Annotated in this window: 19 protein-coding genes; 3 read left to right on the top strand and 16 right to left on the bottom strand. The window is 64.6% G+C overall.

Features of this window, described 5'->3' with window-relative positions; translation table 11 throughout:
• Positions 1-18: 18 nt before the first annotated feature.
• From ACO076_RS14125 to ACO076_RS14090, 8 genes are read right to left on the bottom strand one after another with little or no spacing between them, the layout of a single operon-like run.
• Positions 19-822 carry a phytanoyl-CoA dioxygenase family protein gene (locus tag ACO076_RS14125; RefSeq protein ID WP_421723476.1) on the bottom strand — a complete coding sequence of 268 codons (804 nt, stop codon included), beginning with the start codon at positions 820-822 and terminating at the stop codon, positions 19-21.
• A gap of 25 nt (positions 823-847) precedes the next feature.
• Complete coding sequence (locus tag ACO076_RS14120; RefSeq protein ID WP_421723475.1) at positions 848-2,230, bottom strand: aromatic ring-hydroxylating oxygenase subunit alpha; 1,383 nt, start codon at positions 2,228-2,230, stop codon at positions 848-850.
• 10 nt (positions 2,231-2,240) lie between these two features.
• Positions 2,241-2,843, bottom strand: a complete 603-nt coding sequence (locus ACO076_RS14115) for an aromatic-ring-hydroxylating dioxygenase subunit beta (protein WP_421723474.1) — start codon at positions 2,841-2,843, stop codon at positions 2,241-2,243.
• Positions 2,840-4,438 carry an ABC transporter permease gene (locus ACO076_RS14110; RefSeq protein ID WP_421723473.1) on the bottom strand — a complete coding sequence of 533 codons (1,599 nt, stop codon included), beginning with the start codon at positions 4,436-4,438 and terminating at the stop codon, positions 2,840-2,842. Before ACO076_RS14110 ends, ACO076_RS14115 begins: the two co-directional genes overlap by 4 nt.
• Complete coding sequence (locus ACO076_RS14105; RefSeq protein ID WP_421723472.1) at positions 4,435-5,280, bottom strand: ABC transporter ATP-binding protein; 846 nt, start codon at positions 5,278-5,280, stop codon at positions 4,435-4,437. The genes ACO076_RS14110 and ACO076_RS14105 overlap by 4 nt, the downstream gene beginning before the upstream one ends.
• 18 nt (positions 5,281-5,298) lie before the next feature.
• The gene (locus ACO076_RS14100) at positions 5,299-6,318 is read right to left on the bottom strand and encodes an ABC transporter substrate-binding protein (RefSeq protein WP_421723471.1); all 1,020 of its coding nucleotides are present in this window, start codon (positions 6,316-6,318) and stop codon (positions 5,299-5,301) included.
• A gap of 51 nt (positions 6,319-6,369) precedes the next feature.
• Positions 6,370-7,344 carry an isopenicillin N synthase family dioxygenase gene (locus tag ACO076_RS14095; protein ID WP_421723470.1) on the bottom strand — a complete coding sequence of 325 codons (975 nt, stop codon included), beginning with the start codon at positions 7,342-7,344 and terminating at the stop codon, positions 6,370-6,372.
• A 14-nt stretch (positions 7,345-7,358) separates the two neighbouring features.
• On the bottom strand, positions 7,359-8,399 hold the full coding sequence (locus tag ACO076_RS14090) for an ABC transporter substrate-binding protein (RefSeq protein WP_421723469.1): 1,041 nt from the start codon (positions 8,397-8,399) through the stop codon (positions 7,359-7,361).
• Positions 8,400-8,514: 115 nt separating this feature from the next.
• Between ACO076_RS14090 and ACO076_RS14085 the strand changes: the two genes are divergently transcribed.
• Both ACO076_RS14085 and ACO076_RS14080 read left to right on the top strand, forming a co-directional pair.
• Positions 8,515-9,522, top strand: a complete 1,008-nt coding sequence (locus tag ACO076_RS14085; protein ID WP_421723468.1) for a LysR family transcriptional regulator — start codon at positions 8,515-8,517, stop codon at positions 9,520-9,522.
• Positions 9,523-9,690: 168 nt separating this feature from the next.
• Positions 9,691-11,055: a hypothetical protein gene (locus tag ACO076_RS14080; protein WP_421723467.1), complete on the top strand. Its 1,365-nt coding sequence runs from the start codon at positions 9,691-9,693 to the stop codon at positions 11,053-11,055.
• Positions 11,056-11,093: 38 nt separating this feature from the next.
• Here the strand turns inward: ACO076_RS14080 and ACO076_RS14075 are convergent, their stop codons facing one another.
• The 6 genes from ACO076_RS14075 to ACO076_RS14050 all read right to left on the bottom strand — a co-directional run bounded on the left by ACO076_RS14075 (position 11,094) and on the right by ACO076_RS14050 (position 22,186).
• Positions 11,094-13,880 (bottom strand): hypothetical protein, encoded by a 2,787-nt coding sequence (locus ACO076_RS14075; protein WP_421723466.1) that lies wholly within the window; start codon positions 13,878-13,880, stop codon positions 11,094-11,096.
• A gap of 175 nt (positions 13,881-14,055) precedes the next feature.
• Complete coding sequence (locus tag ACO076_RS14070; protein ID WP_421723465.1) at positions 14,056-15,201, bottom strand: alpha/beta fold hydrolase; 1,146 nt, start codon at positions 15,199-15,201, stop codon at positions 14,056-14,058.
• Positions 15,198-16,424 carry an acetate/propionate family kinase gene (locus ACO076_RS14065; RefSeq protein WP_421723464.1) on the bottom strand — a complete coding sequence of 409 codons (1,227 nt, stop codon included), beginning with the start codon at positions 16,422-16,424 and terminating at the stop codon, positions 15,198-15,200. The genes ACO076_RS14070 and ACO076_RS14065 overlap by 4 nt, the downstream gene beginning before the upstream one ends.
• Entirely contained in the window at positions 16,421-17,785 is a 1,365-nt protein-coding gene (locus ACO076_RS14060) for a bifunctional enoyl-CoA hydratase/phosphate acetyltransferase (RefSeq protein WP_421723463.1), read from the bottom strand. The genes ACO076_RS14065 and ACO076_RS14060 overlap by 4 nt, the downstream gene beginning before the upstream one ends.
• Positions 17,786-17,879: 94 nt before the next feature.
• Positions 17,880-21,035: an efflux RND transporter permease subunit gene (locus tag ACO076_RS14055; protein ID WP_421723462.1), complete on the bottom strand. Its 3,156-nt coding sequence runs from the start codon at positions 21,033-21,035 to the stop codon at positions 17,880-17,882.
• Positions 21,032-22,186, bottom strand: a complete 1,155-nt coding sequence (locus ACO076_RS14050; RefSeq protein WP_421723461.1) for an efflux RND transporter periplasmic adaptor subunit — start codon at positions 22,184-22,186, stop codon at positions 21,032-21,034. The genes ACO076_RS14055 and ACO076_RS14050 overlap by 4 nt, the downstream gene beginning before the upstream one ends.
• A gap of 312 nt (positions 22,187-22,498) precedes the next feature.
• On the opposite strand from ACO076_RS14050, the gene ACO076_RS14045 reads away from it, so the two are divergent.
• Positions 22,499-23,341: a sulfurtransferase gene (locus ACO076_RS14045; protein WP_421723460.1), complete on the top strand. Its 843-nt coding sequence runs from the start codon at positions 22,499-22,501 to the stop codon at positions 23,339-23,341.
• Positions 23,342-23,347: 6 nt separating this feature from the next.
• Here the strand turns inward: ACO076_RS14045 and parC are convergent, their stop codons facing one another.
• Both parC and recO read right to left on the bottom strand, forming a co-directional pair.
• Positions 23,348-25,606 carry a DNA topoisomerase IV subunit A gene (parC, locus tag ACO076_RS14040; protein WP_421723459.1) on the bottom strand — a complete coding sequence of 753 codons (2,259 nt, stop codon included), beginning with the start codon at positions 25,604-25,606 and terminating at the stop codon, positions 23,348-23,350.
• Between the two features lie 29 nt (positions 25,607-25,635).
• Complete coding sequence (gene recO, locus ACO076_RS14035) at positions 25,636-26,388, bottom strand: DNA repair protein RecO (protein WP_421723458.1); 753 nt, start codon at positions 26,386-26,388, stop codon at positions 25,636-25,638.
• Positions 26,389-26,409: the final 21 nt, after the last annotated feature.

The following is a 26,409-nucleotide window of genomic DNA, read 5'->3' as shown; positions in this document are numbered from 1 at the left end:
CGAAAATGCGGGTCAGCGTCAGGTTGGAATGACGGGAAAGGCATGTCCGGCGATGCGCTGGCCAAGCTGGCCGGCAACGTCGTGGTCGTCCCAGAAACTTGCCACCGGCCAGTCGCGGGCGGTGTAACGGGTGTCGGCGGCGGCATATCGGATCGACAGGCGGCGAAAGGTCGAGGCGCAGTGGCCGCCTGCGGCGTGCAGCGCCCGCGAGTCGAGGAGCATCGCGTCGCCCGGCGCGAACGACGGCGCCATCACCGGGAACGCGACCGGATCGTCGTCGATCGCGGGAACCCCGGCCAACACGTTGGCGTCGTCGGTCAAGGTCGCCTTCCCGGCCGAAAACTCCACTGGCGCGTAGGTCGGCCCCTGGTGCGACTTCGGCACCGTCCGTAGCCCCGTCTCGCCCGGCACCGGATCGAGGGGAATCCAGATGGTCAGGAACCACGGTTCGAGCGGATGGTACGGGTGATCCTGATGCCACGGGCTCGGCGTGCCGGAACCTGCGGCGGAATAGAAATACTGATCCTCCAGCAGCACGACCGCGTCGCTGCCGAAGATGGCGGCCGCCAGTTGCGGCAGCGGTCCCTTGGTGACTAGGGCCTCGAACTCCGGATGGTCGCGCCAGCGGAACAGGTCGCTTTGGACCAGCGGCGCACCTTCCGGCGACAACGTACGGAAATGCGGGCCGGGATCGGCGCGCAGGTCTTCGACAGCGGCAATCAGCCGATCGCATTGGGCCGCATCGATGACGCCGCGAACGACCGCGACACCATCGTCGTCGATAGCCTTTACGGTCGCATCGGTCGCGAGGGTTTCGGTCATACCATCCTCCCTGACGGCGCCTTGGTCACGTTGTCTCGGTGTTCCGCCGCTGCCGCCGCAGCCGCTTGTCGAACTTCGCCGCTTCGATCCGCGAGCGGCGCACCGTGGTCGGGATCGGCTTCGCCATCAGCCGCTTCCATTCTTCGAGGTAGGCGCGGATTGGTGCCTCAGTGGCGATGTCGCCGGTCACCAGTCCATGCTCATCGACGCTGTCACCGGCCGACTCGCCGCGGCTGATGTCGATCCACTCCTCCTCCACCACCTGCAGCCCGTCCTGAACCCGCTCGAACATCTCCAGATCGTCGGGGGTGCCGAAGGAGACAAAGTCCTCGTCGACCCGCATGCGGATCAGATTCACCTCGTCCGGCGCATCCTCCGCAAGAGTCAGATACATCGTCAGCCGCGTCCGGTCGGCGGCGACCGGTTCCACCACCATCAACTGGTTGCCGACGAACACCAGGTTCGGGAACAGGCTGAGGTTGGCCATAGAACCGGTGGCGAGATCGAGGGTCTCGCGATCGCCGCGCCCGGTTTCCGACAGGGCGCCGACGAGTTCGTCGGTGGTCGGCAACGGCCGCATCGTCGACCATGGTCCGTCGGGAATGCCCGGCCGCTGATCGACGACACAGTGGCCGTGACCGAGCGTCCGGCTGATCATCGGCGTGTCGGTCGGGTTGCGGGCGAGCACGGTATCCGTTTCGGCTTCCTTGCCGATCAGGTTGTAGGAGCGATGGGCGAAGGTCGCATGGATGCCGTCGGCGGCATTGTCCCACGACATCTTCCAATTGCCGCCATACTCGACCTTGACGGCGGTCTCCACGACCTTGAGCTTGCCGCCCGGGTAGCGGTCGACATGCTCGTCGAGCCACGGAAGGGCGGCACCAAGCCACTCCTCCAGCGCCGGTGGCTCCGCCGCAAGCGTCGCGAAGACGAAGCCGCGATGGGAGGCGACCTTGAGCTGGCCGAGATCGAACGGCCGTTCGTAAAGGCGGTCGTAGCTGTCCGGCACCGGCAGGTTCTGCAGGCGCCCGTCGAGGTCGAAGCGCCAGCCGTGATAGGGGCAGGTGAAACGATGGGCGCAGCCGCGCTGCTCGCCGACCAAGGTGGTTCCGCGGTGGGTACAGCGATTGAGCAGACCGCGGAGCCCTCCCTCCGCGGTTCGTACCAGGAGGACCTGGCGCCGGCCGAGCCGGCGCCGGACGAAGCAGCCGGGATCGGGGACTTCGCTTTCGTGCCCCAGGTAACACCACGTACCACCGAACACCCGCTCCATCTCGAGGTCGAACAGGTCGGGATCGGTGTAGAGCCGCCGGTGGACGACGTCCGGCCGAACCAGGTGTTCGAGCTCGTCGGTGATGTCCGGTCCGCGCGAGAAGATCGCGTCGGGGCGCAGGCTTGCTTCGTTCACCAGAACCTCCTCACATCAGCCATCCGAGATGCGGCGTTCCGGCCGTCAGTTGCGGAAAGAGCATGGTCTTGCGGCGCAAGCGAAGACCCGCATCGGTCCGTCGGAGCCGATGGATCTGCCGCGCCGTCAGATTGGTCACCTGGCCGGATCGCACGTGATGAATGTGGATCAGGCTGACGACCAGGATTTCCGGCTGCGACCCCGACGCCGGCGGCACGCCATCGAGCTCGTCGAGTGTCCAGGCTTCAAAGCCGCCGACATTGCGTATGGTTTCCGCCGCCGGCCACAAGGCCCATGCGCTGCGATCGCCCATGCGCCATACCCGCTCCTCGAGCCGGCGGCGGTCATCGAGGAACAGGGCCTGGTCCTGCCCCGGGTGGCTGCCGGTTGCCAGCGGCACCCAGCAGACCGCGTCCTGTTCCCACAGCGTGAGCCAGCGATCGAAGGCGCGCGCGTCGAGGAGCCGGGCCTCGGCTTTAAGCAACAAAGCCGCTTCGGCCGCCAGCGCCGCATCGCCGCTGGTTGGCGCGTGCAACGTGGCATCGCGGTCGCGTACGAGTTCGTCGTAAAGATCGACGACGCGTTTGGTATTCGGGTGAACGGGTGCGTTCATCGGGCCACCTGCTCCGGCGCGAAACTCAACAAGACAAGTCGCTCGACGATGGCAACCAGCGCATAGCCAATGACCGAAACGAAGGTCAGCACGACGACGCAACTCCAGAGGATGTTGTAGGCGCTGGTCGAATAGGTGAGCGCCATCAGATTGCCGATCCCCGTGCCGGTCGACAGCCACTCGGCCACCGTCGCCGCCAACACGGCCGTGGGGACGGCGATCCGCGCCGCGGCAAAAAACGCCGGCAGCATCGCCGGCAAGCGGGCAAGAAACAGAGTACGCACGCGACCGGCGGCAAAACTGTCGAAGAAGTCGGTCACCTGTCCCGGCACGCGGCGTAGTCCCTCCGCGCAAGCGACGAGGGTCGGGAAGAAGGTCATCACGGCGACGATAACAACCAGACCAGCCGCGCCTCGACCGAATGCCATGATCAGCAGCGGTGCGGTGGTGATGATCGGCACCGAGCGCAGGGCGATGGCAATCGGCGTCATGGTTTGCCGAGCGAGCGGAAACAACTCAAACAGGCATGCCATCAGAACACCGACAGCGAGGCCGGCGAAGTAGCCGGGGATGGTGACGGCCAGCGTCTCGCCAAGGGCGCCGAACACCTCGGCCCGATGCGCTACCGCGTTCGGCGCCGTCACCAGATAGGCGAAGATGTCGCCGGGCCGCTTAGCGAAAAACGGACTGAGGTCGAACCAAGCCATCGCACCCTGCCAGATGGCAAGGATGAGCACGGTCGTGCCAAGGATCGCCAGGACACCGACGCTGAAGCGCCGGGCGAAACTTTGTGCGGCATCGGCCGGCCGGGCGCTGAACAACATCGGCGGCGAGCCGGGCGACAGCAGCCGTCCGGCGAGAACCGCCAGCAGATAAGCGGCGATCGATGCGGCGGTCGCCAGCGTGGCGATCGCCCATGTCGCCTCGACGTCGAGCGAGCGGATCGCCTGGATGACGAGCACGCCCATGCCCCGCTCGGCGCCGGTGAATTCGCCGACCATCGCACCGAGAACGGCCGCTGGGGCCGCGACCTTGAGCCCGGCGACCAGGTACGGCACCGACGCGCGCGCTCTGACTGTGATCAAAGTCTGCCAGCGGCCGCGGCCGTAACTCGCGACCAGATCGCTCCACGAATCCGGAATGGCACGCAAGCCGACCACCAGCGGTACGAAGGTGGTGTAATAGACGGCAAGCGCGGCGAGCGTGATTTGCGGTCCGTCGCCGGGGCCGAACAGAACGCGGAGCACCGGCCCGGTCGCCACTAGCGGCAGGCAGAACACGACCAGGGCCAGGCCCTGAACGGTGCGTTCGCTGGCCGGGATCAGGGCGACGAACGCCGCAAGAACGATCGCGGCCGTGTTACCGAACAGGAAACCGAGCGCCGCTTCATACAGCGTGATCTCGAGCGCGCGTCCGTAAAGCGGGGCGTCTGTCCAAAGCCGCGCAACGATGTCGACCGGCCCGGCCAGCACGTACTGGCCAGCGAGGATCGTGCGGCTGACCACATCCCATAAAACGACGATGCCGATGAGGACCGCGGCAACCGACACCGCGTTGGCAGGAAACACCCAGCGACGCGTAGCGATCGCCGTCATCGCGTCGCTCCCGCCGCGCGAACCGGAAGCGGGATGGGCGCCGCAACGTCCTGCTTGACGTCGCCGCCGGTCTCATCCGGCTCGGCATCAACGCCGAGTTCTTCGGCCACCGTCTCCACCAACTCATGGAATGCCGCCGATCGCATCAGCCGGCCTTGTCGAGGCCGTTCGAAGGGGACCGGAATCCGGGCGGTGATCTTCCCCGGCCGCGCGCTCATCACGAGGACTTCGTCGGAAAGAAGCACAGCCTCGTGGATGGAATGAGTCACCAACAGGCCGGTCGTCCCCCTCCGCTCCCAAAGCGGCGGCAGCTCCACGTTCAGCCGCCGGCGGGTTAGTTCATCCACTGCTCCAAACGGTTCATCGAGCAGCAGCAGTCGCGGTTCGGTCACCAGACAGCGGGCGATCGCCGCGCGCTGGCGCATGCCGCCCGAGAGCTCGGCCGGCTTCGCTTTTTCGAAACCGCCGAGGCCGACCATGGTCAACAGCGTGCCAATCGCCTCCGGATCGGCGGGCTTGCGGGCCAGCCTGAGCGCGAGGGCGACATTGGACTCGACCGTGCGCCAGGGCAGCAGCGACGCATCCTGAAACGCGACCGAGATCTCGCCGCGGGATTTCGGCCGGTCCGGAACGTCACCGTCGATCGAAACGTCGCCGGTCGATGCTTGTTCGAGACCGGCGACGATGCGAAGCAGCGTTGACTTGCCGCAGCCGGAGGGTCCGACCAGAGCCGACATCGTGCCCGGCGAAAGCGTGAGGTCGATGTCGGCGAGCGCGGCGACGGCCGCTTTGCCTTGCCCGAAGGTTTTCGAAACGCCCTTGATATGGACTTCCGGCGGCACGGCCGTCTCCGTTTGGGCCTAGAGGCTCGACTTCCCGTCGTAGATCTCCTCGAGGACCGAACGATCCCACAAGTCCGGCGTCACGTCACGACCGAGCAAGGCGAGGGTTTCGATGTTGGCCGCGACCGTCTCCTCGGTGAACCAGCCGAAGCCGTGCGCGTCGGTCAGCGGCGAGAACATCAGGTGGACCTGCTCGGCGGCCTGCAGCTCCTGGGTCGGCAGATCAAGACCGGCGTCGGGGAACATCTCCACCGTCAGTTTGGCCGCTGCGGCGGGGTCCTCCTTGTAGGTCTGCCAGCCTTTCAGTTCGCCGCGCATCAGGCGGATTACCTCATCGCGATTGTCGGCGAGGCTGTCCTCGAGCACGATGTATGTCTGGCTGTGGACCGTGTAGCCGTAGTCGGCCAACAGCATGGTCACGTTGTCGATGCCGTTGATGGTCATCGCCACCGGCAGGTCGGTCAGCCAGGACAGCAGGCTGTCGACTTCGCCATTCACCAGCGGCGCCGCGTCATACTGGGTCGGGATGATCTCGATCTGATTGATGTCTACATCGTTGAGCGTGCAGACGGCCTGCAGCACCGGCGTGTTGGCCGTCGCCATGCCGATGCTCTTGCCCTCAAGGTCCTTCGGCGTATTGACCGGATTGTCGGGCAACGACGTGATCGTGAACGGGTTCTTCTGCATCGCCACGGCGATGATCTTGAAGTTGGCACCCTCGGCGACCGCGGCCGCGGTGTAGTCGGCGGCGGAGATCCCCATCAGAGCCGCGCCGCTGACCACTGGCGGCTCGACCGGTGCGTTCGGACCACCCGGGGTCAGCGCCACCTCCAGGTTTTCCGCGGCCCAGTACCCATTGGCTTCCGCAAGGTAGCTGCCGCCGAACTGCACCGAGTTCAGCCAGGATAGTTGGAAACCAACCGGATCCATCGCGGCCATAGCGCGATTGGCGAAGGCGCCGGGCAGGCCGACACTCATGACACCGGCACCCATCAGCTTCAGGACGCTGCGCCGCGGTAAGTAGAGGCGATCGGTCATCGTATCGAACTCCATCATGGTTGGGAGGCGCTTGCACCTCCGTTCGTGAGATCAGTTGGTGGAGGACAGCTCCATCGAGGCCGCGATCTTGTCGCGGATGTATTGGCCGGCCAGCACCGGCTCGTATTTCGGCGGATTCTCCTCGCTCTGGCAGGTGGGCAGACACGCCACCTCCATGCCCTCGTTCGGGCCGGCGAAGGCGACCAGCGAGAGGCGTTGGGTCGAGCCGGTGAGGTCGCGGGGCGGATTGGTGACTCGGTGAAGGGTCGAGCGCCAGCGCCCGTTGGTCCAGCGCGACATCAGATCGCCGACATTGATGATGAACGATTCCGGCACGCGCCCGGCATCCCGCCATTCGTCATCCTGCCAGATCTCCAGTCCGCCCGGAGCCGTGTCCTGACGCAGAATGGTCAGCGCGCCATAGTCGTGATGCTCGCCGTAGCGTAGCTGTCCGGGTGCCGGCGGCTCGATCTGATCGGGGTAGTTGACGAACCGTAGGGTCAGGGCCGGATCGGCGAAAAACGGGTCGAAGTACTCTTCGTCGAGGTCGAGCGCCATCGCCGACATGGTGGCGAGGTGCCCGGTCATCGCGACCATATGATCGCAGTACTCGGCGATCAGCGGTTTGAGGGACGGCGGATGGTCGGGCCAGATATTCGGCTTGCCGACGATCCCCTTCAACTCGCGATGCAGCGCGCCAAACACCAAGGCCTCGCACAGGTCCGGCGGGGTTTCGCCGGTCAGGGTCTTGGCGACGCTTTCGATGCCGATGGGCAGGTACCCGCGGCCCTTAGCCTGTTCCGGCGGCGTGAACTGTTCCTTGTCGGCAAACGGCAGGGCGAAGAATTCCACCAGCGCATCATAGGTATCCTGGACCAGGGACTCCGGAACACCATGACCGACGATGACGGCGAACCCGGTTGTCTCAAACGCTTCGCCAAGTGCGGCAGCCGCCTTCTGGCGATCCGCGGCGTCGCCTTTGATGAAGGGATCGATGTCGATGACGGCAATCGCTGCGTCAGTCACTGGGGGTCTCTCCTTCAGTTCCCGGTCATCGCCCCGACATAGTCGAGCGTGTAGGCATCGGCGTAATCGAGGTCGGCCGGGTAGACGCCGGCGGCCGACATCGTGTCGAAGAAGCTCTGCCAGCGCGCGTCCGTCATCGCTCCAACGCCGCCCGCCTCGGCATCGCCGCCGGTCACCATCTCCCGGTCGCGCATCTGCTTGAGCTTGAAGTCGAAGAGTTCGGCGGTGTGGTCCGGATTGGCGGCCATCACCGCTTCCATCGCCGGGGTGTAGTCATCTTCGATGCACTGACGGTAGCCTTCGGCGGTCGCCGCGAGGAAGGCGCGGACCACCTCGGGGTTCTCGTCGAGGAACGGCTGGCTGGTGAACGCCGTCGAGGCGTAATTCTGGTAGCCGTAGTCGGCGAGCATGATCGAGACAGGCGGTTCGGGAAGTTCGGCGCCAAGCAGCAACGCGTCCTCGGTGATGTATCCCTGCTGCACCGCCTCAGGGTCGGCCAGAAACGGCGCGGCCGAATAGGTGTACGGCCTGATCTGATCGTCCGAGAAGCCGTATTCCATCTTGAGGAACTGCCAGAACTCAAACTGCGAGAACTTGGCGATCATGACCGGGCGGTCCTTGAGGTCTTCGAGCGTCGAGACCCCCTGCCCGCCATGGGCAACCAGTGTCTGCGGGTCCTTCTGAAGGAACGCCGCCACAGTCACCAATGGTATGCCCTGGTTGATCGCGTTGAGGCTGGTGAAGCTCGATCCCATCCCCAGGTCGACCGTGCCGGCCGCGACGAGGTTCGGAACGTTGATGTCCGGCCCGCCTGGTTGAAGCTCAACGTCCAGGCCGGCGTCTTCGTAAAGGCCCGTAGCCAGCGCCTGATAGAACCCGCAGTGTTCGCCTTGCGGAAGCCAGTTCAGACCAAAGCTGACGCGGGTGTTGGTATCCTCGGCCGAAGCCGGCAAAGCGAGGCACGTCGCGAACAACGCCGCTGCAATCATGGACGCGGCTTTGCCGAACCGCGCCGGCGAGGCCGGAATTTCCGTGTCAATACCGTTAGTTGCCACCTTTTCTCCAAGCCGTTTCGAATTATGATCGTTCGCCTCACAATCATTCGAAGCGCAAAGCTTGTGCTTTAAAAGCATCAAATTTCGGCTGGGCCGCTCTCAAAAAGAGAGCATAATGACGATTGTGAATGCGGGACGGGGCGCACGCAGGAACGGTGAGGGCCCGATGCTGCACGGTCGTATGCTGCGATATCTCGACGAAATCGCCAGGAGCGGATCGATCCGCAAGGCGGCCGGTCGACTCAACGTCGCGTCGTCGGCGATCAACCGCCATCTGCTGGAACTGGAGGACGAGGTCGGGGCGCCGCTGTTCGAGCGCTTGCCGCGCGGTCTCCGCCTGACCGCCGCCGGCGAGTTGATGGTCAACCACGTGCGCAAGACGTTGAAGGACTACGCTTGCGTCCGGACCCAGATGGAGGCCCTTCGCGGCCTCCAGTCCGGTGAAGTGCGCGTCGGGACAACACCTGGCCTCGCCGACAGTATCCTCGCCCCGGTCGTCGAGCGCTTCACCGCGGAGCACCCCAATATCCGGCTGGTGGTTCGAACCTATCGGCCCGATACCGGCATGGCGGCGGCGATGAACGGCGATACCGACGTGTATGTCGGCTACAACGTGCCGAAGACCCCTCGCCTGGCGGTGCTCGCCAGCGCCGAGCTCCAGATCGGCGCGGTCATGGCGCCGGATCACCCAATGGCGGGCGCCCGCCGTCTCCGTCTGGCGGAGTGCCTTGCCTATCCCCTCGCGGTGCCTGAGCGGAACAGCCCGGCCCGTGACCTCATCGAGGCGTTTCTTCCCGGTGACGCCGATCTGCTGCCGGTTCTGGAATCGAATGCGCCCGACCTGCTCAAGAAGATCGCCTGCCGTGCCCCTGCGATGACGTTCCTCACCGCCGCCGACATCGAGGAGGATCGCTTCTTCGGCGACCTCGTTTTCGTGCCGATCCAAGAACTCCAAGGCACGCCGCTACGGGTCTCGCTGGTGCGCCGTCATAATGGCTCGCTGGGCATCTCCGCCGGTCTTGTGGTTCACCAGATCCAGACCCGGCTTGCGGCGGCAACCGCCTCGCACGAGGCTCCAACGGCATCAGCCCAGCGAGACCAAGTGCCGGTCTCCTCCGGTTGATCCTCACGCTGTCAACAGCCTGAGGTTCGCTCTAGTCACATATTTTGTTGCAAATTTACAACAATTCTTAAGCATTTTGCCGGCCGCGGCGGATAACGGCCGTCATTGACAAAGTATTTGGCTCCACGTGTTAGCGTCGCTTCAGGTGTTGATAGCACGGGGGAAGCTATGACCAAGCGCCTGCTGCATCTCGGATTGACATCGACAATTGGCAGCATCGTAGCGGCACTATCCGTTGCCGCGGGGCCAACATCAGCAATTGCCCAGGAATTTGAAACCTTCGACAGCGGCGCGCTCGACATCTCGGCCGCGACGCGTCTCGACTTCGGCGGCGGCTACAAGATGGGCTCGCTCATCAGCAAGCTCGACCCGACGCTGACCGGCGGACGCAACAGCGGGCTGATCACCAGCCGCTTCGAGCCGATCACCTTCGCCAACGGTCGCGGTAACCTCGCCTTCTACGGCCGCTTCAACAACGGCCTGCTCAACGTCGACAACGGCAATCCGGATCGCGACAAGACCACGTTTTCGACCAACGGCGCGCAGGTTAACGTCATCGGGGCGCGTATCCGGTACGAATGGAGCAACGACCTGTCGTTCGGCGTTCGCGGCGCGCTCAGCGGCGCCTTCAACCGCTCCGATATCCTCAACGACTTCTCGGATGGCGACGCCGGGTGCGACGAACGTCATCTCGATCGCACGGTCTGCGCCTACGCGGCAAGCTTCTTCGTGAAAAGCCAGACGTTCGGCAAGATCTCGATCGGCCTGGGCGAAGCAGCCGCGGCCGGTGTTGGCGACGTCAACCTCGGGGGCATCACCTACGTCACCAACTCCAGCCCGACGGTGAAGGGCGGCTGGAACGAGGTCTGGAAGCTTGGCCGGCGGCTCAACGACATCGCCCCGGACACCGAAGGCATCACCCGCGCTTCGCGGATCCGCTACGACTCGCCGACGGTTGCGGGCTTTGTGCTGAGCGCTTCGTTCGGCGAGGCCGACTACACGGGCGCGCCCGCGGATGCGCAGGACTACTGGGACACCGCACTTCGTTATGCCGGCGAGTTCGGTGCCATCCGGGTCGCGGCAGCTGCGTCCGTCCAGAACTACGACCGGCGCGGTCACAAGCTCGACCAGACCAACGTGACTGGCGGCGCCTCGATCATGCATACGCCGACCGGGATCTATCTCACCGGCAGCGCTACCGGCCTCAATCGCGACGCGCCATTCGATGCCGGCCCGGACGAGACCGACTCCGCCTCGGCGTACTATCTGCAGGCTGGTATCAGTCAGGACTACTTTGGCATCGGCAACACGGTGCTCTACGGCGAGTACGGCCAGACCGAGAATGGCGCCAACGCCGGCGCCTATTACTGGGAAGACAGCAAGACCACCAACTGGGGCGTTGGCATCGCCCAGAACATCGATGCCGCGGCGATGTCCGTCTACCTGACCTACAACCAGATCGAGGCCGAATTCGACGGCGTCAAGGGCGAGGACATGAACGTGGTCTTTGCCGGCGCCCGCATCAAGTTCTAGCCGGAGGGAGGACGGCTGGCGGCCGCCAGCCCCTCCCCCTAGCGCCGCCCGAAGATGTGAAATGGCGCGCGTTCGCCGTCGGCACGCTGGCTCGACCGCTGGCTGCGGGTTAATCCCGGCAGCCGGCCGCCGGGCTCATAGTCCTCGAACTTCTTCGTCGCGTTGAACAGGCCGAAACGTTTCCGGCCGTTGTCGAATTCGAGAATACCGGAGAAGTTTCCGAGCTTCAGGTAGTACATGCCCTGTTTGTCGCCGGCGGCGAAGATACCTTTCGCGCCGACCTCGGTCCGGTCGGCCTTGGCCAGAGCGTAGGGAACGACGACATCCTTAGGCGCCACCTTGATGGTCGCGCTGCCACTGACGTCCTTGAGGTCGAACACCCGATCGATCCATTTATGCTTGCGCCGTTCATCCTCGAACATGGCAAGCAGCGGCGAGACATCGGTCATCCAGAAGCTGGTGGTCAAATCGAGGTTCGCCGGCTTGGTCCACACCACCTGCCCCTTGCTGATGTTGACGCGCGCGTTCCAGTTGCCGCTGGACGCGCCGGCGGCTCTCAGTCCGTCGAGCCGTACCGACGAGCCGCCGATCGAGAACGATTTCTTCTCCGCCGACCCGCCGTCGATCGTGACGTCGACGCCAACGATCCCCGACACACGGTCGCCTTCAATGTCGGCGGTGATCCGCGAGGTCTGCAGTTTGACGAAACCGGTGGCATTGTCCGGCTCCATGGTCAGCTTCGCCGAGACGTCCGCACCGCCACCGAGCAGGCGCACCGGCGTACTCGGTGGCATGTACTCGTTATAGGCCGACATATCGGTGACCTTGGCCGAGGGCATATCGAGATCGACCGACTTCACCGTGCCGCCGTCCTTCAGGGTGACCCCTTCCGAAACCGCGGTCAGCGCAAGCGTGACCTGCTCGATCACCGCGGCCTTCTCGTCCTGGAGGCGGAACGACCCGTCGGAGAGACTGGCGGTCAGTTTGAGGTCAGGGTCCTCCCCGCCCTTCTCGACGACCACATCGAAACCGCCGGTGCCCTCGGCGACATAGTCGAGAACCTCGAGCTGGAAGTCCTTGGTCGGCATCTTGACCGACGATCCGGTGTCGAGGAGCCCGTCGGTGACGCTGATGTCGGCGGTGACCTCGGCCGATTCATGAACGGCGAGCGCATAGGGGTTCTGGAAGAACGTATCGATCCAGTCGAGATCGGAGACGGTCAGCGCCGCTTTCAGGGTGGCATCGGCGGTGGCGAGCAGCGCCTTCAGGTCGTCATCGTGGAACAAGCTCCAGAAGCCGACGAAGCCGGCTTGCGGATCGGCGTCATCGGGCAAGTCGAAGGTGGTCTTTCCCTCAGAGATGGTCAGAGTCGTCTTCCAAGGGGCGGAATCATCGCCGCTCGCGGTCTTGACCTGCGAGTCGTCGAGATCGAGATAGGTCCCCGACACGTCCACCTCGGCGGTTTTGTCACCGGCGGTCCCGCTTGCCTTCAGAACGAAATCGAGGCCGGTCTCGAACGAGTCCTTCTTGAACTGCATCTCGGCCTTGTCCGACTTCAGCGTCAGATCGAAGTCGAGGGACTCTTCCGCCAGCTCGGCCTTGCCTTCCAGCGACCCGCTTCCCGACAGCAGCTGCAAACCCCACTTCTCGGGGATGTACGCCTGATAGACGCTCACATCCGGCACGGTCATCTGGGGAATCGTGATCGACACCTTGTACGGTACCTTCTCAACCCGGTGGCCCGGTTCTACGCGGTTGGTGCGGTCGGCCGAGACGGTCAGGTCCGTGCCGGTGAACAGGATCGCATCGTTGTGGGTCGCTTCGATCGTCTTGAAGGTGAGCGCGGCGTCGAGCGTGTCGGCCGCGGCATCAGTCACTTTCACCGAAACGGTCCCGTCCCCTTTGACGGCGTAGGGCGGCAGGGCGACATCGAGGCCGTCGGAGGTGATCGACAGATCGGTGCCGGCGGTCAGGTAACCCTTGTCGAAGTTCGCATGTCCCTTGACCAGCCCGGTGCCGCTCAACGTCATGTTGGACACGTCTTCAAGGTAGACGTTGAGGAAGTCGATATTGGTGACCGGCAGTTCGATATCCGCGTCGAGCGACAGGAAGGCGAGCAGCTTGAAGCGCTGGTTGTCCTGCGGCAGGTAAGGCCCGAGATGAAAGGTGCCATCGATCGAGCCACTGTTGGCGACATCCTGGCCGGCGAACGACAGCATCTTCACCTGGGCGTCCAGCACCCCGTCGCTGATTTCCAGTGGCCCGTGGCGGTTCTGGCGGGCCATCACGCCACTGGCGGTTCCGTCGAGCGTCATCTTGGTGGCGCCGAGCCAGATGTTGTTCTCGCCGCTGATCTCGGCGATGTCGTAGACGATCCTCCATCCCGGTTCCTGGGTCGGCACCGGTGCCGCCTTGGTGTCCGGATCGCGGTCGGCGATGGTCGGGAAGAACGGCCGCAGGGCCGAGTCGTCGAAGTCTGCCTGGATCAGCGGTCGAAACCGCAGGTCGACGTCGCTGGTCCTGAGATCGCTCAGATAAACCGTCTCGTCGAGCATCGCGAACACGTCCAGCGAGGCGGACATCGTCGGCGCCGACAATTCCCACTGCTGAATCCAGGACTGGCCGTTCGCCGAAAAGTTGGTGACGTGAACCCGAAACGGATACCAGCTCCACGCTCGGTCCCATTTGAAAGTGTACCGATCCGGATGGAGCTGGTTGATGTAGGTTTGGGTGCCGGGCAGATTGAGAACGATGTTGACCGCGGCGAGGTAGGCCACCTCGACGACCACGACGACAGCAATAATCCAGATCAGAAGGCGTTTCATTCACGGGCATCCCGATCGACCACGGTATCAAAGTCTCCGTACCGCGGATCGCGGCACGAAGTCAGACGCACGAGCATATCAGACACGACGAAACGTGTGCTGTTTTCGGTGGACCGGTCCGCGCCCGGTTCCGGTGTCACAGACCGACAGGCGGCCTCGGTCCGCCGCCCGGCCCTTACGAACCCGGGCTGACGTCCCGGATCCAGGCGGCGATCCCCGGCCAATGATTCTTAAGCGTACCGGCCCCCATGAACAGGCCGATATGACCGCCCGGCACCAGTTTCTTGGTGATCTTGTCCTTTGGCGTGCCGAGCTTGCCCTCGGCCTCGAACACTTGGGGAGCGGGCGTGATGTCGTCGCGATCGCCGGCGAGCAGGAAGGTCGGACACACGACATCGTGCAGGCCGACCTTACGGCCGAGGGCAACGAACTCGCCCTTGCAAAACAGGTTTTTCTTGAAGATGTCCTCGACCGCCTGGAGGTACCAGCGGCCGGGTAAATTGATCGGGTGCTCGTACCAGCGGGTGAAGGCATCGCGCTTCTTAACGAACGCGGGGTCTTCGACGTTGTCGTAAAGATCGAGATAGGTTGAGAAGTATTGCTGGACCGGGTGCATCGATTTCCATCCGGCGAGCATCAGTTTGCCGAGCAACAAGCCGTTGCCGATCGTGACCAGCTCCTCGAAATAGGCCATCGGCTGGCGATGAGCGATGCGCTTGATGAAGCCGTCGCCGGCGTCGGCATCGAGCGGCGCACCGCCGGCAACGAACGAGGCCACCTTCTCCGGGTAACGCGCCGCGAACATGCCAGCCATCCAGCCCCCCTGGCACGTGCCGACAAAGTTGACCCGGCCGCCGAGGTCGTCGACGACAGCGTTGATCTCCGCCAGGTAGATGTCGATGTCGTAGTCCTTCATCGGCGGTGTCGCCGACTTCCAGTCGGTGCACAACACCCGGCGAACGCCGTTTGCCATCAAGGTCTCGACCAAGCTTTGGCCCTTGGCATAGTCCGCGATGGTCGATGCATGTCCGGCATAGGGCGCGTCAATGATCGTCGGTACGATGGTCCGGTCTTCGCGGGTCGCCGGGTCCGAAAAGTCACGAAGCCGCATCGTGTTGAGGTCGGCCAGGACGTCGTTCTTGGTCGCCCACACCGGCTTCAGCGCGAACTCCTCCTTCTCGGTCTCGTCGACAAAATCGATGTTGCGCTTGAGCGCCTTGAGCTCGGCGTCACCCAACTCGGTAAACGCGACCATCGGCCAGAAGAACGGGACGCTGTGCTCATGCTGTCCAATCTCCGTGGATTCGTGCCTGGTCGTCATCGCCCGGTCTCCTTCGCCTGATCATCCGGTCCCGCCGCCGCACCGGCGAGACGGAGGGTGTGCATCGCGATCATGATTTCCTCGTCGGTCGGGATCACCCACACCGAAACGGCGCTGTCGTCGCCACTGATGCGCGGTCCGTTACGCCCGTTGGCGTCGCTGTCGAGGGTGACTCCCAGCCACCCCAGTCGCTCGCACACCTTGGCGCGAACGAGCGCCGAGTTCTCGCCGATTCCCGCGGTGAAGATGAAGGCGTCAAGCCCGCCGAGCACGGCGGCGTAGGCGCCGGTGTATTTGACGATGCTGTTGACGAAGTAGTCGATCGCCTCAGCCGCCTCGGGCGCCGCACTTTTTTCGAGGTCCCGCATGTCACCGCTGATACCCGACAACCCGAGCAGCCCCGACTGGCGACAAAGGGTCGTTTCGAGGCCGCCGACGTCCAGCGTTCCAGACCGCAGCAGGTACAACAGGATGCCGGCATCGATCGCGCCGACCCGCGTCGACATCGGCAAGCCTTCGATCGCACTGAAGCCCATGGTGGTGTCGACGCTGTGGCCGTCGCGGATGGCACACATGCTGCAGCCACCGCCGAGATGGGCGACGATCAGCCGCCGCGCGTCCGGCGCATGTTTCGGCACCTGGCGGCTAATGTAATCATAGGAGATGCCGTGGAAACCCCAGTGGCGCAGGTTGCCGGCGTTGTACTTTCGCGGCAACGCATAGATCTGGGCGATAGGCGGCATGGTTCGGTGAAAGGACGTGTCGAAGCAAGCGACCTGCACCATCTCCGGGTGCAGCTTGCGCAGCGCCCGGATACCGGCGATCTCCGCCGGCTGATGCGATGGCTCGAAAGCGCTCAAAGCATCAAGGTCAGCCAGCACGTCGTCGGTTATCACGACCGGGGCGCCATACTTTTCGCCGCCAAGGACGACGCGATGACCCGTCGCCGTAAGCTGGAGGTCGGCGAGATTTGTGCTCAGCCAATCGACGATGAAGGCAAGGCCGGCCGCCTGGTCCGGTCGCTCGTTGGCGGCCCAGTCATGTGACGCCATCGCCCGACCGTTCGCGTCCTCGACCGCGAAGTGAGGCATGTCCTCCATCGCGTCGATTCCCCCACGGCAGACGACGGCGAGGGTCTCCTCAGCCATGCCCCGGTAGGCGGCGAACTTGATGCTGGTCGAGCCGCTGTTCAGAACCAGAATGCCGGTACGGTCCGTGGTCACTCGCTGGTGTCCGGATGTAGCAGCGCCGGATCCTTGGCGATCGCCTCGGCGAACAGCACCGCGAGCGCGGTCGAATAGAGCCGTGCGTCGGCGTTGTCGGAGCGGCTGGTGAGGATCACCGGCACCCGCGCGCCGACCACGACACCGGCGACGTCGGCCTCGCTCATGAACGACAGCTCCTTGTACATCATGTTGCCGGCGTCGATGTCGGGTGCGATCAGGATGTCGGCCGCCCCGGCGACTGGCGACTGCACACCTTTGACCCGGGCCGATTCGGCGTCGACGGCAATGTCAAGATCGAGCGGACCGTCGACGATGCCGCCGACGATCTGGCCGCGGTCGGCCATCTTGGCCAGCACAGCTGCGTCCATGGTCGACGCCATGCGTGGCCGCACCATCTCGACGGCCGACAGCACCGCCACCTTCGGCTGGTCGATGCCAATCGCCCGAGCGAGAATGATGGCGTTTTGGATGATGTCCTTCTTCTGATCGACGTCGGGGGCGATGTTGATCACCGCATCGCTGATGATCACGTGCCGCGCGTAGGTCGGCAGCGCCATCAGCGAGCAGTGACTCAGCAACCGATCGGTACGCAGGCGGTTTTCCTTGGCGAGAATCGCATGGAGGAACTGATCGGTGTGCAGGCTCCCCTTCATCAGCGCCTGAACGTCGCCGGCACCCGCCATCGCCGCCGCCTTGCCGGCCGAATCATCGGCGTCGTCGGTCGCGACCACCTGGAGCTTGCCGATATCGACGCCAATCGTCGCGGCGGCCTGCTTCAACGCCTCGGGTGGCGCGAACAGGATCGGCTCAATCAGCCCATGATCCTTGGCCTCGATGGCGCCCAGAAGGGATTCGGTCGTGCACGGATGGACCACCGCGGTGCGCATCGGGTGAAGGCCACGACTGTGCTCGACGAGATCGCCGAGCATGTGCGCCGGCTTGGGTAGCCGGACCGTCTTGGTTGGGGCCGCAACATGAATCGATCCATCGACGATCAGGTCGCCCGCATCGTTCACGCATTTGCAGGCAAGGTCGACGATCCCGCCTTTCTTGTCGATCTTTTCGACCGTTACAGTGGCCGTCACTTCCTCGTCGAAGTGGACTGGCTGATGAAAAGAAACCGTGGCCGTGCGAATGACCGATCCGGGCCCGGGCAACGTCCCGCCGACGAGAGTCGCAAACAGGCTGCTGGCCCAAATCGTCACGCCATGCTCGGCGACGAAGTCCCCCTCGAGGCCGGGGTTCCCGGTCAGCGCAACCCAAACATTCAGATTGCGGCGTTTGAGGGTTCGCTTCAGCGACGCGGTGTCGCCGACCTTGATCTTCGAGAGCGTTTTGTTCTCAACGAATTCGGTCACGTCCGGTCAACCCTGGCGCCAAACTCGTCGGGATTGGCTGGCCCGGCACGGCTTGGCAGAGAGAAACATCGCGTCACGCTGGCAGGCTTCTGTCTCACCCGTGTGTCGCTGCTGTCGGGTGCGACGGCTGACGGGCGACTGAATCTGTTTCGGTCGGCTTCGTCCGCCTGAACCGCTCGCCGAGCACCAGAAGCGCCGGGGTGACCACCAGCGTCAACACCGTCGCGACGGCCAACCCGCCGGTGATCGCGCTCGACAGCTCGGTCCACCACTGGGTCGACGGCGCGCCGTAGACGATCTCGCGGTCGTAGAAGTTGACGGTGAGGGCGAGCACCATCGGCATCAACCCCAGGATCGTGGTGACCGATGTCAGCACAACGGGCCGAAGCCTCTGCACTCCTGTTCGCAACGCGGCCCCCCGGACGCTCTCGCCGGCGGCGCGGAGACGGTTGTAGGTATCGATCAGAACGATGTTGTCGTTCACGACGACACCGGCCAGCGCGATCACGCCGATGCCGCCCATCACCACGCCAAAGGGGCGGCCGGTCACCAGCAGACCGAGCAGGACGCCGGCAATCGAAAAGATGATCGCGGTGAACACCACAAGCGGCTGGTAGAAGCTGTTGAACTGCAGCACCAGGATCGCAAACATCAGCACGATGGCGATGATGAAGGCGCTGGTCAGGAACTGCGCCGCGTCCTCCTGTTCCTGGGTTTCGCCGCCGAACGACCACTCGACCCCGACAGGCAACTCCGCCTGTGTGAGCGCGGCAGCAAGGGCGGTTACCTGATCGGTGACCAGCCGTCCGGGCGCGACATTGGCGTTGATCGTCGCCACCCGATTCTGGTCGACGCGCAGAATCGTGCCGCTCCGCGGCGCCGGCGACAGCCGGACGAAGTTCTCGACCGGTACGGGTCCGTTCACGGTCGGCACGCTGAGCGTTCCGAGATCGGCAAGCGTTCGCTCGTGGGCCGGGAAACGCACGCGGATATCGATCGGTTCCTCCGCGTCATCAGGACGATAGTCGGCGATCTTGACACCTTGGGTGAGAAGCTGAACGGCCTGCCCCAACAAACTGGCGTCGGCGCCGAAGCGCGCCGCCTCCGACCGATCGAAGTCGACCAGCCAATCGACTCCCGGCAATGGGCGGCTGTCAGTGACGTCGGTGAAACCGCCGATCCGGTCCATCAGCGCGAGCGCGATGTCGATGCTTGCTTCGCGCTTCTGTTCGTCGGGCGCGCGGATCTCGAGGTGCACCGGCTTCCCGGGCTCCGGCCCAAAGGTCTGGACCTGCACCTGAACGTCGATACCTGCGATGTCCCTCATCTCGTTGCGGATGTCCTCAGTGATCTCCTGTGCCGTCCGTCGCGCATCCCAATCGACCAGTTCGAGTTGAATCTCTCCGATCACTTCCGCGTCGCTGCGCCCGCCGACAAACGATCGCGAGTAGACCGAACGAATCTCCGGATTGCCGATCAGACGGGCCTCGACCTGACGAACCAGCACGTCGCGCTCGGTGATCGAAAAGTTGTCGCGCGCGCGAAGCTCGACGAGCGCATATTCCGGTTCGATCTCCGGAAAGAAGGTCACGCCCCGACCGAATTGGCCGTAGGCGGCGAAGGCGGCGAGCAACATGGCGAAAGTAGCCAGAAGCACGGCGACGGGACGCTGAAGCGCCCAATCGAGGAATCGTGCATAGCCACCGGTCGCTCCGGGCAGGCCGCGCGGATCGCCGCGTTCGGCCGCGTAGAGGATGGCCTTGGCCCGCGCGGTCTGGGGCCGCCGTCGACCGAAGACACCGCCGACGACAGGGACGAAGATCAGCGCCATCAGCAGAGACGCCGCCAGGGTGACAATCACCGTGATCGGCAGGTACTTCATGAACTCGCCGGTGACACCGGTCCAGAACAGGAGCGGCACGAACACGCTCAGCGTGGTCGCGGTCGAGGCGATAATCGGCCATGCCATCCGCTTGCTGGCCGCGGCATAGGCTTCGCGGGGCGGCAGCCCCTCCTCCAGCTTGCGGTCAGCGTATTCGACGACGACGATGGCGCCGTCGACCAGCATGCCGATGACCAGGATCAGCGAGAACAGAACGATGATGTTCAAGGTGAATCCCATCGCCCAGATGGCCACCACGCCACCGAGGAACGCTCCAGGGATCGCCAGCCCAACCAACAGCGACGACCGAACGCCGAGCGCCAGAATGATGACGATCATGACCAGGACGATCGCCGCGATGACGTTCGCCTCAAGTTCCGCCAGGGTGGTCTTGACGTAGACGCTCTCGTCCTGGGTGTAGGCTATCTCGACGCTGTCAGGCCAATCGACCGCAGCGGCGGCCGCGGTCTCCCGAACCCGATCGACGGTCTCGATGATGTTGGCGCCGGCGCGTTTCTTGACCTCGAGGACGAGCGCCGGCTGACCGTTGATCCGGGCGAACCCGTCAGGGTCCTCGAAGGTTCGTCGCAACATCGCGACGTCGCCGAAAGTCACCACCGTGTCGCCACGGACCTTCAGCGGCATCTCCATGACGTCGGCCGTCGACTCGATCAGACCGGGAATCTTCAGGACCAGCCGACCAGCCTCGGTCTCGATCGACCCTGCCGCGATCAGCCGGTTGTTCTGGGTGATCTGCGCCATGAGCTCGTCGAAGGAGAGCTCGTAGGTCTCGAAGACCGTGGGGTCGATCAGCACCTCGAGGACTTCCGTCCGCCTGCCGGCGATGTCGACCTCAAGGACGCCTTCGAGCGCCTCCAGCCGATCCTTCAGGTCCTCGGCGATCCTGTTCAAGGTTCGCTCCGGCACCGGACCGGAAAGGTTGGCCGTCAGGATCGGGAAAAGCGCGGTGTTGATCTCGTTGACGGTCGGCTCCGACGCGTCGTCGGGAAGTTCTTCCCGCGCCCGGTCCACCGCCTCGCGCACCCGATCCAGCGCCTCGTCGACATCGACGTTCGGTTCGAACTCCATAACGATCGAGCCGTAGCCCTCAGCAGCGTTCGACGTCATCTCCTTGAGACCGGCAAGCGCGGCGAGTTCGGTTTCCAGCGGCTCGATCAGCAAGCGCTCGCTGTCCTGCGGCGAAATCCCCTCCAGCGTCGTCACGATGTAGGCAAACGGGATCGGGACTTCCGGCGAGCTTTCCTTGGGGATGGTCACATAGGCGACGACGCCGGCCGTCAGCAGAATGGCCAGCGCCAGAACAACGGCGCGGGAGCGGGAGAAGACCGCGTCGATCAGCCGGTTCATTGTATCGGCCCGCTCGCGGTTTCGGCCAATTGGGCGCCGTTGTCGGGTCGTGGATCGATTGTGTCGTCGGGGCGCACGAAACCCTGGCCGATGGTGATGATGCGGGCGGTGTCCGGCAGCCCGGCAACCCATACCCCCTCGCTTTCGGCCCGCAGGATCGACACCTCATGAAACTGGACAGCGTTGTCGTCGCTGGCGGTCTTCAGCCCAAGGGTCCCGTCTTCGCTCAACGAGAGAATAGCCGGTGAGATGAAATGCGCCGCCACCTCGCCGGTGGCGATGCTCACCTCGGTGCTGACGCCGGCGGGGATCGCGCCGTCCTCGTTTTCGACTTCGATCTCCAGGAGAAAGGTTCGCGTCGCGGGATCGGCGCTGGCGCCGACGAAACGGACGATGCCCTCGCGGGTCTCGCCGGTGATGAAACGAACCGTCGCCGCCTGCCCCTCGGTCAGACTGCGGAGCGATTGCTGCGGCACCCGCGCCCGCACCGTCAGCGGCTCAAGATCAACAACCCGGGCGACCTCGGCGCCGGCCGAGAAGAACTCACCGGGATCGACGAACACATCCTCCAGCCGCCCGTCGAACGGCGCGCGGATCATCGTATCTTCGATTGCCTGTTCGGCAGCGGCGCGTTGGGCTCGCGCCGCGGCCAGAGCGGTCCGCGCCTCGGTGACGCGATCCTCGGTGGCGGTTCCCCGTGCGAACAGCGTTTCGGCATTCTGGAACTCGCGTTCGGCACGTTCGACCTCGGCTTGCGCCCGATCGAGCTCGGCCGTCCGATGGCCGGGATCGAACCGCCCGATCACGTCGCCGGCCGAGACGGTGTCGCCCTTGTCGAAGGCCACGTCGAGGATGTCCCCCGACGTTTCCGCATGAATGGTCGTGTCCCGGTCGGCGACCGCCTGTCCTTCGGCGACGAAGAACTCGGTGATCATTTCGGCGGTCGAATCGCGCACCGCGACTGTGATCGGCGCCTGGACGTTGCCGTCCTGCTCCGTTTCCGGCGCTTCCGACGGCCACACCAGCCCGCTCGCGAACCAGGCCGTCAGCACGACGATCAGGAACGCCGCGACCCAGGTGGCACGTGAAGCGCCCGGGTCGTCGCTGAATTTCATGGCCGCGCGTCGGCCGCTTTCAGGTTCGTCGTTCAAGTCCCAAAGCTCCTTTGACCGGTTGGGAACGCCCGAAACGGTCATGCACCGCGAGATGACGCTACGCGGCAGGTCGGTATTTCGTTTCGGCGGTGCAACCCGTCAAAACGCCGAAACGGCGAATCGACCGATCCATGTGGCAATCGCGGTAACTATCCTTTGGGGCTCAACCATGAGCCGGGCGTCACAAACAAAGTGACGAACTGCCGCAGGGACTGCGGAACGGCGGCTTGACATGGACCAATTGGCCAGCCGCCCGCCTTGATGTTTATCAATGTGGAATTGGTCGTATCCTTCAGAAGGACAACCATGATGGACACACTCGTTTCAGTCGACTGGCTTGCCGATCACCTCAACGACCCCGACCTGGTCGTTCTCGATTGCTCGGTTCATGTCGAGCAGACGGAGAGCGGCATGCGGACCCTCAGCGGTCGCGAGGACTATGATGGCGGACATATACCCGGCGCTGGCTTTGCCGATCTGAAGGGCGATCTTTGCGATAGCGAAAGCCCGATCGGCTTTGCAGTGCCGACACCGGAGGCGTTCTGCGCGGCGATGAGCAAGCTGGGTGTCGGCGACGAGTCGCGGGTTGTCCTTTACGACTCCTCCTCGTCGGTCTGGGCGGCGCGGGTCTGGTGGATGCTGCGCTGGGTCGGCTTCGACCGGGCGGCGATCCTGGACGGCGGGCTCAACGCCTGGAAGGCCGCCGGACATTCGCTGTCGACCGAACCCGCGACCTACCCTGCTCGCACCTTGACGCCAAACCCCCGGCCCCAACTGATCGCCGACCGCGACGAGGTGCTTGCGGCGATCGACGACGCCGATGTCAGCATCATCGACACCCTGCCGGCGGGGAGCTATCGCGGTGAGATGAAAATGTATGCCCGCCCCGGGCACATCCTTTCGGCGGTGAACGTCTGCGGCATGGACATGCTCGACGAGACCGGCCGCCACAAGCCGATGGCAGACCTCGACGCCATGCACACCGGCGACCGGGACGCCCGGGCGATCACCTATTGCGGCGGCGGGATTCTCGCCTCGCTCAACGCCTTCGTCATGACCCGCCTCGGCTTCAAGGACGTCGCCGTCTACACTGCGTCGCTGCAGGAATGGGCCGCCGATCCGGACAATCCGATGACGTCGGAACCATCCTGACGACAGTCAGCCGATCGTCGGAGTCCCGAAGCGGTTGGAGCGCGGGAAACCGTCCGGGCGCAGCCGGCCCGCTTGGGCGCGGTCGCCGATCCAGACCTTGATGTCGGCCATCGACCGGTTGAACGTGCGGCCCGAGGAATCCTGCCAGCTCAAACCATCGACGGCATGGAAGACCCGCGCATCGGCGACGCCGCCGTCCTTGTAACGCTGTAGCCGGACGCCCTTGCCACGGGTCATCTCAGGCACCTGGTCGAGCGGGAACACCAGCAGCTTGCGGTTCTCGCCGAGCACTGCAACAGTGTCTCCGGCAGCCGAGACGCATAAGCGCATCTCCTCGCCGCCACTGACCGTCATCACCTGCTTGCCCTTACGGGTATTGGCCAGCACCTCGGCCTCAGGCACGACGAACCCGCGTCCGTCGGTCGAAACCACCAGCAGCTTGCGCTCCGGGTCGTGGGCGAACACCGCCACCGTGTCGTCGGCGGCGTCCATGTCCACCAGCACCCGGATCGGCTCGCCGTGGCCGCGTCCGCCGGGCAGCTTGTCGGCGCCGAGGGTGAAGAACTTGCCCCCGGTCGAGGCGACGATGATCTTGTCCGTGGTTTCAGCCGGGAAGGCGAATTTCAGCCCATCGTCGGCCTTGAACGACAGATCCTTGGTGTCGCTCTTGGCCTTGCCTTTCAGCGCCCGGATCCAACCCTTCTCGGAGACGACAACCGTGATCGGCTCGCGCTCGACCGTGGCTTCGAGCATCGCTTCCTCGATGTCGGCGGCCGGCGCCTCGGCGAAGGTCGTTCGCCGTTTGCCGAGCGCAGTGTCGGGGCCGAACGCCTTGCGCACCGCCTTGATCTCGTCGGCAACCGCCGCCCACTGCTTGGCCTCGGATTTGAGCAGCGCCTTCAGGCCCTTGCGTTTCTTGGTGAGCTTGGCGTGCTCGCCCTTGATCTCGACTTCCTCGAGCCGGCGCAGGCTCCGCAGCCGCATATTCAGGATCGCCTCGGCCTGGACATCCGACAGCGCAAACGTCTCCATCAGTACCGGCTTGGGTTCGTCCTCGTTGCGGACGATGCGGATCACCTCGTCGATGTTGAGGAAGGCGATCAGGTAGCCGTCGAGGACTTCCAGCCGGTGCTCGATCTGGCCAAGCCGGTGGTTCGACCGACGGATCAGCACCTCGCGGCGGTGGGCCAGCCACTCGGTGAGCGCCTCGGCAAGGCCCATCACCTTGGGCACCCGCCCGCCGGAAAGGATGTTGAGATTCAGCGAAACGCGAGTTTCGAGGTCGGTCAGTTTGAACAGCGACTCCATCATCAGGGTCGCATCGACGGTGCGGCTGCGCGGCTCGATGACGACGCGGATGTCCTCCGCCGACTCATCGCGAATGTCGCCGACCAGCGACAGGCGCTTGGCCTCCATCAACTCGGCGATCTTTTCGATCAGCCGGGCCTTGGGTACCTGATAGGGAATCTCCGAGACGACGACGACATAGGCGCCGCGCGCCTGCTGCTCGACCGACCAGCGGGCCCGGACCCGGAAGCCGCCCCGGCCGGTACGGTAGGCGTCAACGATGTTGGCCGGGTCCTCGACAATCACGCCACCGGTGGGCAGATCGGGACCCGGTATGTAGCCGACCAGGGTCTCGACCCGGGCGTTGGGCGACTTGATGAGGTGGAGCGCCGCGTCGCAGAGTTCGGCCGCATTGTGGGGCGGGATGTTGGTCGCCATTCCGACCGCGATCCCCGACGCGCCGTTAGCGAGCAGATTGGGAAAGGCGCCGGGAAGCACCACCGGCTCGGTGTCGGAATCGTCGTAGGTCGGCCGAAAGTCGACCGCATCCTCGTCGATCCCCTCGAGCAGCAGGCGTGCGACTTCGGTCAGCCGCGCTTCGGTGTAGCGCATGGCGGCTGGATTATCGCCGTCGACATTGCCGAAATTGCCCTGTCCTTCGATCAACGGGTAGCGGACGGCAAAGTCCTGAGCGAGGCGTGCAAGCGCGTCGTAGATCGCCTGGTCGCTGTGGGGATGGAAGTTGCCCATCACATCGCCGACGATCTTCGCCGATTTCTTGAACGCCGCCCGCGGATCGAGGCGGAGCAGGCGCATGCCATGCAGAATGCGGCGGTGGACCGGCTTCAAGCCGTCGCGGGCATCGGGCAGCGCCCGGTGCATAATCGTCGACAGCGCGTAGGCGAGGTAGCGCTCTTCCAGCGCCTCGCGCAGATTGATCGGCTCGATCGAGTCTGGCGGAATCACATCTTTTCCCATGGTCCGGGGATAGCGGCGAATGCGCTGGCTTACAACGCCGACGCTTTCGGCTGGGCGGCACTCGCCTGTCGGCCAATCAGCGCGATCAGCCGCGCCCGCTCGTCCGGCGGTGTCAGGCCACGTGGTTCGTAGACATGGCGGGCGAGGAAGAACTCGGTCAGGCGGAACGCCGCGATCAGGTCGTCCGCCGGCGGTGCCTCACCTGGCGCCAGCAGGAAGGCCGGCAGCGGCAGCATCTTGTCGCGCCACGGCTCGGCAGCGGAGCGGCTCACCGCCCGCCCTGACTTCGGCGAGACATAGGCGAGATCGTCGGTCGTCCCGGTCGCGGCGCACTGGTCGAGATCGAGGCCGAAGCCAAGCTCCTCCAGCATCCGCAGTTCGAAGCGGACGACTAGCGCACCGCCGGCGAGCGGATCGTCGAGCCAGTCGATGATGGCGGCGAGCACGTCGTGGATCTGCGGATGGGGATCGCGTTCCGGCAGGAGCCGGGTCAGACCGCCGAGCACCTGGATGGCGTAGAGCCCGGCCGGACTGTCCATCAGCCGCGCCGCGCGCTGCGCTGTCGGCTCGATGGTGAACGTGCCGAGATGGGCGTCGAGGCGCGCCCGCCAGGTGGCGATCACCGAATTGCCCGGCTGGAGCACCGGCTTGTGGCGGCGCGAGCGGCCGCCGCGTACCAGACCGAGATGCCGACCATGGGCGGCTGTCATCACCTCGACGATCAGGCTGGTCTCGCCATAGCGCCGGGTGCCGATGATGATACCGTCATCCGTCCACTGCATGGGGCGAGTTTAGCGCGAAAT

The sequence above is a fragment of the Bauldia sp. genome (assembly GCF_965232525.1).
GTDB lineage: Bacteria > Pseudomonadota > Alphaproteobacteria > Rhizobiales > Kaistiaceae > Bauldia.
Note: the sequence above shows the minus strand (reverse complement) of the source record. Positions and strands in the feature narration are given on the sequence as shown.

Excerpts from the sequence above, each read along its gene's own strand:
- ACO076_RS14055 (WP_421723462.1), bottom strand. The coding sequence starts at position 21,035 with ATGAACCGGCTGATCGACGCGGTCTTCTCCCGCTCCCGCGCCGTTGTT.
- ACO076_RS14110 (WP_421723473.1), bottom strand. The coding sequence starts at position 4,438 with ATGACGGCGATCGCTACGCGTCGCTGGGTGTTTCCTGCCAACGCGGTG.
- ACO076_RS14100 (WP_421723471.1), bottom strand. The coding sequence starts at position 6,318 with ATGACCGATCGCCTCTACTTACCGCGGCGCAGCGTCCTGAAGCTGATG.
- ACO076_RS14045 (WP_421723460.1), top strand. The coding sequence starts at position 22,499 with ATGGACACACTCGTTTCAGTCGACTGGCTTGCCGATCACCTCAACGAC.
- ACO076_RS14085 (WP_421723468.1), top strand. The coding sequence starts at position 8,515 with ATGACGATTGTGAATGCGGGACGGGGCGCACGCAGGAACGGTGAGGGC.
- ACO076_RS14115 (WP_421723474.1), bottom strand. The coding sequence starts at position 2,843 with ATGAACGCACCCGTTCACCCGAATACCAAACGCGTCGTCGATCTTTAC.
- recO (WP_421723458.1), bottom strand. The coding sequence starts at position 26,388 with ATGCAGTGGACGGATGACGGTATCATCATCGGCACCCGGCGCTATGGC.
- parC (WP_421723459.1), bottom strand. The coding sequence starts at position 25,606 with ATGGGAAAAGATGTGATTCCGCCAGACTCGATCGAGCCGATCAATCTG.
- ACO076_RS14125 (WP_421723476.1), bottom strand. The coding sequence starts at position 822 with ATGACCGAAACCCTCGCGACCGATGCGACCGTAAAGGCTATCGACGAC.
- ACO076_RS14070 (WP_421723465.1), bottom strand. The coding sequence starts at position 15,201 with ATGACGACCAGGCACGAATCCACGGAGATTGGACAGCATGAGCACAGC.
- ACO076_RS14080 (WP_421723467.1), top strand. The coding sequence starts at position 9,691 with ATGACCAAGCGCCTGCTGCATCTCGGATTGACATCGACAATTGGCAGC.
- ACO076_RS14075 (WP_421723466.1), bottom strand. The coding sequence starts at position 13,880 with ATGAAACGCCTTCTGATCTGGATTATTGCTGTCGTCGTGGTCGTCGAG.